5 protein-coding genes are annotated in these 7,601 nt (G+C 51.0%); all 5 read right to left on the bottom strand.

Annotated features, from left to right (window positions below; all coding sequences use genetic code 11):
* Positions 1 to 151: 151 nt before the first annotated feature.
* A complete protein-coding gene (locus tag FGL37_RS25270) occupies positions 152 to 1,912 on the bottom strand; it encodes a family 43 glycosylhydrolase (protein WP_051606513.1) in 1,761 nt (586 codons plus the stop codon).
* Positions 1,913 to 2,099: 187 nt separating this feature from the next.
* Entirely contained in the window at positions 2,100 to 2,768 is a 669-nt protein-coding gene (locus FGL37_RS25275; RefSeq protein ID WP_028068709.1) for a class I SAM-dependent methyltransferase, read from the bottom strand.
* 199 nt (positions 2,769 to 2,967) lie between these two features.
* On the bottom strand, positions 2,968 to 5,442 hold the full coding sequence (locus FGL37_RS25280; protein WP_051606515.1) for a glycoside hydrolase family 2 TIM barrel-domain containing protein: 2,475 nt from the start codon (positions 5,440 to 5,442) through the stop codon (positions 2,968 to 2,970).
* A gap of 67 nt (positions 5,443 to 5,509) precedes the next feature.
* Positions 5,510 to 6,532: a glycoside hydrolase family 53 protein gene (locus FGL37_RS25285; RefSeq protein WP_028068711.1), complete on the bottom strand. Its 1,023-nt coding sequence runs from the start codon at positions 6,530 to 6,532 to the stop codon at positions 5,510 to 5,512.
* Between the two features lie 57 nt (positions 6,533 to 6,589).
* On the bottom strand, positions 6,590 to 7,601 hold a 1,012-nt coding region (locus FGL37_RS25290), incomplete at its 5' end, for a DUF5111 domain-containing protein (RefSeq protein WP_138097082.1).

Raw genomic sequence — 7,601 nt, forward strand, 5'->3', positions numbered from 1 at the left:
TCCAGGCAATTGTACACATTTGGGCTGCGGCAATTGTCACTGTCCTCGACTTCGAAAAGAAAAAGGCCTGCCACAGTGTTGTCGGACAGGCCTTTTTGAATAATTTCCTTAGCGGCTTCTGCAGCGCAATAAAGGGATTGTAAGATTCGGATCAGTCAAAAACAGTCAGACTCCACTCCGGTTTCCAGGAGATGCTGACCTTTCCTTCCTGCATTTGTACAGGTAGCCAGATGTACCGGCTGTCCATTAAATTTTTGGGATTCCAGCGATCTGCCATAAAGATAAATGCATCCTTTTTGCCTGCTACGGGTAATACGAAGGTCGACTGCCCGCCAAATGTCAATGCGGATTCCGGCCCTGACATCGGGTCCCCCAAGGAGGTCCATGGGCCAAAGGGAGCCGTGGCGCGGTGCAGTTCGGCCCTGTTGGGAGCCCATCCCGTGCATCCGCTGGTGATAAGATAATAATATTTACCCTGCTTAAACATGGCCGGAGCTTCCCGATGATTCCGGAAAAGCAATGAATCCCTGCGGGTTGGCTGTAAGAAATCGTCGGTCAGCTGTACCAGACGCAAGGCATAATTTTCATCTGAAGAATAAATCTGGTAAGCATGGCCATCCTCATCCACAAAGAGTCCCATATCACGGGACATATTTCCATTGGGCCGGAAGCTATGTACAAACTGAAAAGGTCCTATGGGCGAATCGCTCACGGCCACTGCAGCGCGGGCTGCCGCATAACCTTTACCCTTCAGCTCCAGATGGAACCACATCACATATTTTTTAGAACTGGCGTTATAGATAACCTTGGGTCTCTCCATCAGGCAGCCGCGGGCGATATCGCTTTGGCCGTCGTCGACCGGTGACAGCGCCAGATTTTCGAATGTCCAATGGTAGAGATCTTTGGAAGAGTACACATTCACTCCCTGTGATTCTTCGCGACCGCGCTTTTCGCCGTACCAATAATAGGTCCCCTGATCGTATAAAATGCCACCACCATGTGCATTGATCATCTGGCCTGCTTCATCGTACCAGCGTTCACCGGGCTTGAAAGCCGTCCGTTCGGTTTTCTGTTTTTTCTGGTAAACCCGCACATAATCTATTTCATACTTTGCAGGCAGCAGAGCCGGATCAATAGGTCCGCCATTCATACCGCCCAGAGCAAGGTTGAGCAATAGATAATGTGGTTGTCTGAACGGATTGAAGCCCGAGCCATCGCGGTTGTACAGCTGGTCCATTGGTACACGGTTGAGCAACATATCGTCCACATACAGGGCTATGCCCTGTTCGTCCCAGAGCATGCGCCAGGTATGAAATTCACGGGCCCAGGAGGCGCCCCCCAGATCGGCAACAGCTTTGCGCTGGCCAAACCAGTGTGCTTTCCAGCGCTGGTCTGTGCCTGTGGCAATATTGGCCAGGATGTCGCCCTTATAATATTCCATAATGTCAATTTCGCCGTTCGATGGCCACTCTTTATCCACTCCGAGGGTCCAGAAAGCCGGCCAGAGTCCACTGCCCACCGGTATCCGCGCCCGCATCTCAAACAAGCCAAACTGCCAGCTATGCTTGCCTGAGGTGTTGATCGATGCCGAGCTGTACCTGATTTTCCTGTCCGCATGCGGCCACTGTGTACGGCCGGCAACATATTGCGGATTAGGCCTATTTTCTTTTCTTGCCTCAATGACCAGCAGTCCATCCTTACAATAGGCATTCTGCTTTTGATACCACTGCGCTTCCTGGTTACGTTTAAATCCTTCTTCAAAGTTCCAGTTGTCTTCACTGACCGCACCATCAATATTGAATTCGTCGGTCCAGACCAAGGTGTAGTCCGCGGGAACCGGACTTTGGCTCAGGACGTTCTGCGGAAGCAGGAAAAGATAAATGAGCAAACAGGTAAAGAGATTATTTTTCATTATTCAACAGCATTTAATGGATGATATCATTTTAGTTTTTACAAAACTATCTGCATCCACAAAAGAAATGGCGGGAGATATTCCGCAAAAAAAGGGGGTATTTTCGTATTTACGTCATTTTGCTTTTACAAATACCGCCTGTGCCAGCCATCTGGTTGTCGCTTTATCAGTTGCTGCTCCGCTGCCGTTATTTTTTCCTTGTCATCCAGCCAACATATATGGACGACTGAAAAAATCTGACAGGCTGTTCCAGGCCAGCTTCTTCACATAACTCAGAAAGACGACCCTCCGAAACATACTTTAGTTCATGGGTGATTCTATGCATCCTGTGCTGGATTTGTGCCTCTTCGAGACCATCTGGCAGCAAAAGCCTCAAGATCTTGAGATTCGCATCTATCTGATCCCCATCGCCTGTGATATCCAATAAGACAAGCGGAGCTTGTGGTAAAAGCCTCGCAGCGATATCACGAAGCAAAGTCAGTTTGTCACCGTTGTCTTCCAAGAAATGCAGCACCAGCAGTAATGTGGCAGCACCATATCGATTGCTAGACTCCAGGTCGCTCACCAAGCCTTCAAAAAAGGTCACATGATGATAGGTGTGGAATTTTTGCGTAGCCTGTCTGATCATGTCTGGAGAAGGGTCCACGCCAGTTATCTTCCATGAAGGCTCTACCCCGACAAAGCGACTGATTTCATTTCCTGTTCCACAGCCCACGATCAACAGTTGCTGCGAGACGGCCGTGCGCAGTAGTTTAGGCAGCTGGTCGAGGAAAATATGATAATTGGGTATCCACGTCTCTACAAATTGATCGTAGCCGAGCGCACGCTCATTTTCGAATAGTTCTACTTTACTCATGTCTGATAAATCTGTCTATTATAGCAATACCGATATTTAAAATACACGGCACGTTATGCCAGATCGTTGTCCGGATCAAGTTAATCCGGTGGCGACCAGCATACACAAATATATCCTTTCATTTTCATTATTTAAAACAATTCTAAATAAAATACGATAAATAAGACAGCCCCACGCCTGTCATTTTCCGAAGGGCTGATTAACGTACCGCTGTTGTGCTGACGATCAGCCTACCCGATCTTAAGCCACTGCTTTTTGCTTTTATTGCAATCTTGCCAGCCTGTTGTCCTGACTGCACAATCAGCGTCAGCTGTCCACGAAACAGATGCATCTGCGGCAGATGAAAAGCCTCCAGATTGGTGGGATCACCATTGGCTACGGCCCTGAATGTACCGGCTCCGTCCACCTCAAACTGTACTTCGGCATCGGCATCCGGACATAAGTTGCCCTGTCTGTCCACTGCTCTGACACGGATGTAGGCGAGGCTACGGCCATCAGCAAGAATAGAATCCTGCATAGCTTCCAGCTCAATTTCATAGGGTTTGTCTGCCGTACGTACAATTTTCTCTGCCGCAGGTTTGCCCTTCTGATCATAGGCTACGACTTTAATCTCTCCGGGTTCATAAACCGCATCCATCCACATCAGGCGGTACCGCTGTTGCAGGGAAGCATTACTTTTGTGCTGCCTGCCCTGGCTCTTCCCGTTGATAAACAGTTCGGCACTGGGATAGTCCGTATATACGAATACAGGTGTCTGCTTTCCAACGCGGTCAGGCCAGGTCCAGTGCGGCAGTATATGCAGGGTATGTTCCTTTTTATTCCATTGGCTCCGGTATAGGTAGTATCGATCCTTGGGAATACTGGCTAGATCGATGATGCCAAACATCGAGCTATGGTTGGGCCAGGCATCCGTATCATAAGGAGACGGTTCACCGAGGTAGTCAAATCCGGTCCACACAAACTGTCCCATGGTCCAGTGGTGGTCGTCTGCCAGTGCAAAATCTTCATCCGGCAGGTTGGACCAGGAACAATATTCCATATCATAAGACGATGACTGATGATCAGCATAGCGCATGTCGCCCTTTTTTACGACGGGAAACTTATATACGCCGCGCGAACTCACGGTGGAGGCTGTTTCTGATCCGAGCACAACATTCTGTGGCAACTGAGTGTAGGCTTCTGCATAACGGTGGGTGCGGTAGTTGAGTCCCGGTACATCCAGGAGACTGGCAAAGCCGTTTTCCAGCACACAGCTGACTTGGTCCATACCGCAGGTGACCGGCCGTGTAGGATCTTCCCGATGGCAGATATCCTGCAAAAACGAAGCTACTTTGTACCCGTCCGGACTGCATTGTGTAGGCACTTCGTTGCCGATACTCCACATCACCACCGAGGGATGGTTTCTAAAGTGATGGATCATATTGACCATATCGCGCTCTGCCCATTCGGCAAAGAAGCGGTGATAGCCGTTTTTGCATTTGGCAATGTCCCATTCGTCAAATGGCTCGATCATCATCATCAGCCCCAGTTCATCGCAGAGTGCCACCAGTTCCGGTGCCGGCATATTGTGTGCCGTACGTATGGCATCACAGCCCATGTCTTTAAGCAGCTCCAGCTGATACCTTAAGGCTGAGACATTGATTGCTGCCCCTAGAGGCCCAAGGTCGTGGTGGTTGCACACCCCCTGAAACTTGCGGATCTGACCATTTAGCATAAACCCTTTATCCGCAATGATACGCACCTCGCGAATGCCAAAGCGGGTCTCGAAATTGTCTGTCAGTCTGCCGTCGACAAACACCTGCGTCAACGCCCGGTAGAGCGCCGGATGTTCAGGACTCCAGAGTGCAGGATTGCTGACCTCAAGATGCTGAACGAAAGGCTTACCAAAATTTAATTTTTGCTGATTTTCCTTCTGTGCCACTACACGCCCCTCCCCATCCACTATTTCCGTCACCATACGTACAAGCTTCCCCTCCGCATGGCTGAGGCTGGTCTCCAACCGGACAGAGGCCATGCTGTCGGACACAAAAGGCGTGGTGACATAAGTCCCCCAGACCGGCACATGCACCTTTTCGGTCACAATGACATGCACATTGCGGTACAGTCCGGCCCCCGGGTACCAGCGCGAAGACTGAGGTTTATTTTCCAGTCGCACAGCAATCTTGTTGCCCATGCCGTCCGCATGCAGCAGTTTGGTCACGTCGCAGTGGAAAGCATTGTAGCCATAAGGCCAGAAACAGGCCTCCTTTCCGTTGACATAGACCCGGGCCTCGCTCATGGCGCCGTCAAATTTGAGCACGACGCGCTTACGCTCAGCGTCAAAATGAGGTATATCAAAGCTGTTTCGGTACCAGCCCACACCGACATAAGGCAGGCCGCCGGTACGTCCCGTTTTGACCGATGCTTTTTTTTCGCCGTTTTGCGTGATGGCGACATCCTGCAGATCATGCGCACGATCAAAAGGCCCATAGATTGCCCAGTCGTGCGGCACAGTTACCTTTTTCCAGGTCCTGTCATTCAGGTCAGTAGCCTGCCCTTGAGCCACATCTCCCTGATAAAAGCGCCAATTTTTCTCCAGCATAAAGGCCTCCCGTATTGTCTGGCCCCGCAGGCTGCAGGGCAGCCCCAAGCACAGCAGACAGAAAATTATGGTCACATGCAGTAGTCTTTTCATCCGTTCAGGTGTTATTCGTTTCATCATTCAATGTTGTGCATCTCCCTGTAAGCCTCTAAATATACTATTATTTAAACGCATTCAATGCTTTTGTCGGCCTCCCGTTATTGTCAAATGCACCTAACGTGTAGCCATTCCACCCATTATAAGCGAGCGGTTCCCAATAGAATATGCCGAGCACCTTCTGATCGGGGATGGCCCTGGCCGAGCGGAAAAGATCGTTGAGCCACTGCTCGGCAGCGTCGGCCTCATCCCAGCTCATACCCACTTCACAGATCATCACTTCGGAGCTGTAGCGCGCGATCATATCCTTGATGTTACTGATGCAGGCGGTGTTGCGCTCCTGCCAGTTGTCCTTGTCCGGATACAGCGACATACCGATGACGTCCCATTTCGCACCGTGGTTTTTGAGGCCATCAAACAGCCAGCGGAACAATGCGTTGTCATAGCCGTTGTGCAGATGGATGATCACTTTGGCCGCCGGAAAAACAGCTTTCACGGCATCATATCCTGCATTGCTCAGCGCCGCGTAACCCGCCATATTGGAGGAGGCTTTGCCCTCGTCCCAGAGCATGCCATTTCCGGTTTCATTGCCCACCTGTACCCATTCGGGAGCAATCCCATTGTCTTTCAGCAACTGAAGGACTTCCTGTGTATGCTGGCCCACAGCCGACTTCAGTTCATTCAGCGACATCCCTGTCCATGCCGCGGGCTTGCTCTGCTGTCCCGGATCCGCCCAGGTGTCACTGTAATGAAAGTCAATCAGCAGCCGCATACCCAAGTGATGGGCCCGCCGGGCTTTGACCAGTACATCATTTTTGTTGCACCAGCCACGCGCAGGATTTACCCAGACCCGCAGGCGTACAGCGTCCATCCCCAGTCCGTGCAACAGCTTCAGACCGTCCACTGCCGTTCCTCCCGCGTTATAAAACTGCACTCCGGCAGCTTCCATTTCCGTGATCCAGCTTACATCCGCTCCCTTGGCCAGATGTGTTGGCCCAGCCGCCGGTCCGAGGCTATCCTTGTCACTGCAGCCCGACAGATAGAGTCCGATCAGGCAGAGCAACATTCCTATATTCCATTTTTTCATCTGATATTATCGTTATAGAGCTCCCATTTTTATCTTTATACCTATTCTTAATTGCCCTTATTCCACGCGATACTTGAATGCTTTCGGATCGCTCAGATCCAGCACCAGCGTATGCGTACCCACCTGATTGTAGGCAAATCCATTACCGTCGGCCGTGTACAGGGCACAGCCACCTTCGCTTTCGGAGGCTCCAAAAAACCAGGTCCAGCTGCCATTTATCAGCACTTTGATGCCCCATTTTTCGACTGCAGTGGTTGTGATCGTGGCTTTCCACACCTTGGTGCTCTGGTCATACTGCATCGGAGTCGCTGTGGCGCTCCAGCCATTAAAATCTCCGGCTACCGTCAGGGACTCCACAGCAGTTTCCTTCCATGTCATCTTGTTGACATCCGCACTGATATAGAGGTAACCGCCCTTGCTGGTCCAGCAGTTCCAGCGGTCGGCTCCACTGTACAGGATATACTGGCTGCCATCAAGCGGATACGATCCATATATGACCGGGGCACTCGCACTTTCCTCATTGGTCAGATAGAAGTTATACCACTGATCCAGTTTCGCAAAGCCATCGTAAAAGCCGTCCTCTTTTCTTGAGCATAATTTCCAGGGAAACTGGGTCAGGTCTTTATTGGCGATATAGAGATAAGCTGCTTCCTGAACAGGCTCATAGGGAGTAACCGCCACGGCCACCACATTGCTGTAGACCCAGTCCACGTTGGCCCCGAGGCGCGAAGCGATGCGCACATAGATATTTTTCTTTTCTCCCGGCACAAATCCCATTCCCAACACCAGGCTGTTCAATTGTTCGTGCGTATAGCTAAGGGAAGCTGCAACCTGCTCCGTGCTTTTTGCAATGGCCGCAAAAGAAGCGTCCGCAGCGATCTCCACTTTATTTTTTAAGGCAGACTGTGCCATTGGCAGCGCACTTTCAGGGCTAGCCTCGTCCCATATCAGCTGCAGGGCCAGCCCTTTGCGGTCATCCGCCCGCAGGCTGACCTCTGTCGCACTGCTATGCAATACTGCCGGAGCCATACCGGTCACAGCAGGTAGACCGCCCTCCTTTTTGCAGGCA

This window comes from Sphingobacterium thalpophilum (assembly GCF_901482695.1).
Lineage (GTDB): Bacteria > Bacteroidota > Bacteroidia > Sphingobacteriales > Sphingobacteriaceae > Sphingobacterium > Sphingobacterium thalpophilum.